Source organism: Pontibacter rugosus (assembly GCF_042678745.1).
GTDB lineage: Bacteria > Bacteroidota > Bacteroidia > Cytophagales > Hymenobacteraceae > Pontibacter > Pontibacter rugosus.
Genome location: NZ_JBHTLD010000361.1, coordinates 1 through 2,608 on the forward strand (window position 1 = coordinate 1; position 2,608 = coordinate 2,608).

Annotated in this window: 5 protein-coding genes; 1 reads left to right on the forward strand and 4 read right to left on the reverse strand. The window is 40.4% G+C overall.

Going from position 1 to position 2,608, the window contains the following annotated elements:
• Positions 1-91 precede the first annotated feature (91 nt).
• The 3 genes from ACFQ2O_RS21095 to ACFQ2O_RS21105 form a co-directional block, all read right to left on the reverse strand.
• Positions 92-703, reverse strand: coding sequence for an SDR family NAD(P)-dependent oxidoreductase (locus tag ACFQ2O_RS21095; RefSeq protein ID WP_377532774.1), 612 nt, complete (start codon positions 701-703; stop codon positions 92-94).
• A gap of 77 nt (positions 704-780) precedes the next feature.
• On the reverse strand, positions 781-1,347 hold the full coding sequence (locus ACFQ2O_RS21100; RefSeq protein ID WP_377532776.1) for a Crp/Fnr family transcriptional regulator: 567 nt from the start codon (positions 1,345-1,347) through the stop codon (positions 781-783).
• A gap of 170 nt (positions 1,348-1,517) precedes the next feature.
• Positions 1,518-1,865 carry a winged helix-turn-helix transcriptional regulator gene (locus ACFQ2O_RS21105; protein WP_377532778.1) on the reverse strand — a complete coding sequence of 116 codons (348 nt, stop codon included), beginning with the start codon at positions 1,863-1,865 and terminating at the stop codon, positions 1,518-1,520.
• A 108-nt stretch (positions 1,866-1,973) separates the two neighbouring features.
• On the opposite strand from ACFQ2O_RS21105, the gene ACFQ2O_RS21110 reads away from it, so the two are divergent.
• Positions 1,974-2,270 carry an alcohol dehydrogenase catalytic domain-containing protein gene (locus tag ACFQ2O_RS21110; protein ID WP_377532780.1) on the forward strand — a complete coding sequence of 99 codons (297 nt, stop codon included), beginning with the start codon at positions 1,974-1,976 and terminating at the stop codon, positions 2,268-2,270.
• Here the strand turns inward: ACFQ2O_RS21110 and ACFQ2O_RS21115 are convergent.
• The coding region (locus ACFQ2O_RS21115; RefSeq protein ID WP_377532782.1) for a hypothetical protein at positions 2,267-2,608 on the reverse strand (342 nt) is incomplete at its 5' end. The genes ACFQ2O_RS21110 and ACFQ2O_RS21115 overlap by 4 nt on opposite strands.

Sequence of the window (2,608 nt, forward strand, 5' to 3'; positions counted from 1 at the left end):
TCACGCGGTAACTCCTCAGGGGTTTATCTTGAAACTAGTCCTCTTTGTTTTTGCCTACACCATCAATAAATGTATATAATCGCAACTTGAGTTAATTAGTAAAATCAGTTTTGGTATACCCCGGGCAAACTGCGTTAACTTTAAATGGTGTGTCCCGAAGTTCGTAAGCTAGATGAACGGTGTACATATTCAAAGCCGCTTTTGACGAACCATAGACCGCATATTTTGCGTAGTCGTAAGCAGGCCAGCCAGGATTGCTTTGCAGGGAAAGAGAGCCCACACTGGTGCTTACGTTTATTATTCTTGGCTCCGGCGACTTCCGCATCAAATCAATAAAAGCCTGAATAACATGGATGGCACCATATAGATTAACTTCGAATACTTCTTTGTAATGGTCCGTAGTTGTTTCAAGCGCACTTTGCGGTACAGGGCCACTGATTCCGGCATTGTTTATCAGCACATCTAAACGCCCCTGCTCTTTTTCAATAATGTTTTTTGCAGATAAAACGCTACCAGGTTTGGTGACGTCTATTTCAATCGCCTGCACATTCATAAAGCCATTACCGATTAGTTCTTCGACGGTTGCTTTACCTTTTTTGATATCCCGACTGCCTACATAAACAAACAGTCCTTGTTCTGAAAGTTGCTTTGCTGTTTCCAGGCCAATGCCTCTGTTGGCCCCGGTAATTAGTGCTGATTTCATACTTTATTTTTTAATGATGACGCAGCAAATTTGCCACGTTAAAAAATGAAACCATTTACCATATGGTAAAAAGCAGCTTACCGGATATTCTTCCTGATTCTACTCAAAGATTGTTGCGTAACTCCTAGATAGGACGCAATGTACGTCAAGGGAACGCGGTTAGAAAGTGATGGAAAATTTTTCATGAATTCCAAATAACGGGTAGTTGCATCTTGCGAAATGACCGGGCCTTTTCTGGATTTCTGGAACATGCATATTTGAACCATCTTATTTTTTATGTTATCCCAGCCTACAATAGTATGGGAAAGCTCTTCCCAGTTTTGTTTAGAAAAAACAATGAGCTTACAAGCAGTACTGGCTTGCAAATATTCAGAAGAGGGGGTGTTTGCCTCGAAATTTACATAATCAACCACTAAGCTGTTTTCACTAACAAAGCAACGTGTAATTTCTTCCCCTTTGTTATTGTAGTAGCAACCCCGAATTACACCTTCCACAATAAAACCAACTTGTGAAGGAATTTTAGCTGCTTCAGAAAAATACGCATCTTTTTGAAGCTGTACTTCTATCGCCATTTTCTTGACCAGATTAATCTGTTGTCCGTTCAAGTTGCCAAACTGCAAAATGTATTCTATCAATTCTTCCATAGTCGCAATGTAGACAAGGCAAGTTTTGCTGCGTTTACCATTTGGTAAATAGTGACCGTTTCAATGAGCCATAACGGCTTACGGCTTTGCGTAGTAGCGGAACAGAATTACCCAAGTACACTGTGGCACTTAACCCGCCATTGCACAAAACCGCTGTTGTGCGTTCATACTTATTTCGCTTTTTCCGCTTCAATTTGTTTGTCGCCCCATTCTTTTAAGTAGCTGATAAAAGGGATAAGCTCATTGCCTACTTCGGTCAAGGTATATTCTACTTTGGGCGGGACTTCGAGATACACTTTCCGGTCAATTAGATTGTCTGCTTCTAGTTCTCTTAAGGTTTGAGTCAGCATTTTAGTAGTGATGTCAGGCAGCGTTCTGTTTAACTCGCCATAACGCAGAATGGAGTGTTCGTGCAAATACCATAAGATTCTGCCTTTGTATTTTCCGCCAATCCGCTTAAAGGCGTAATCGACGGAACATGTTGCAACCTCTGGACAAAATTTCTCTTTCTTTTTCATTTTAAGTTATTGATAATCAGCAATACATTATTTTTAGTATGTAGCATACAAAAATGTACATACTTGCCATAAATATACTGTTATTCTACTTTTGAAGCTCACTACAAGATGAATAAAATGAGTTTAGAACAGAGAAATGACAGACCTGCTATCATGAAAGCAGTCAGGCAACACGAATTTGGCGGCCCAGAAGTGCTTCGCTATGAAGATGCACCAATGCCAGAAATAAAAAAAGGAGAAGTCTTGGTTAAAGTGAAAGCGGTTGGGCTAAATCCTCCCGACTGGTATTTACGTGACGGATATAAAATGCTACCTCCGGAGTGGCAGCCCCAAGTACCATTTCCTATTATTCTTGGTACCGATATTTCAGGGGTAATTGTTGAAGCAAGGCCTGATGTGTTTTAGGTGTTGTTGGTGGAGGTGGTTCTTCTGTTCTTCTCCACAATATAGTAAAACCCAACATTGATGAGTAAAGAGGCCGCTATAATCACATAATACAGCCCTTTACCAATAGTATCGGTAGATTCATTAACTACAACACCCACTAAGACAGGCAATAGCAGCAGAATAAATTGTCCCAGTAACTTCTTCGGTTCAACCATGAATACAAGCAAGCCGCTGAAGAAATTATAGATTATAGCGGGTATTAAATAAACTACTGGATACATAGATGCAGCATTTATACCTCCCCCTTCTTTTATGTAGCCGAAGAGCAGGACAATAAGGAACTGTAGAACTGCTAC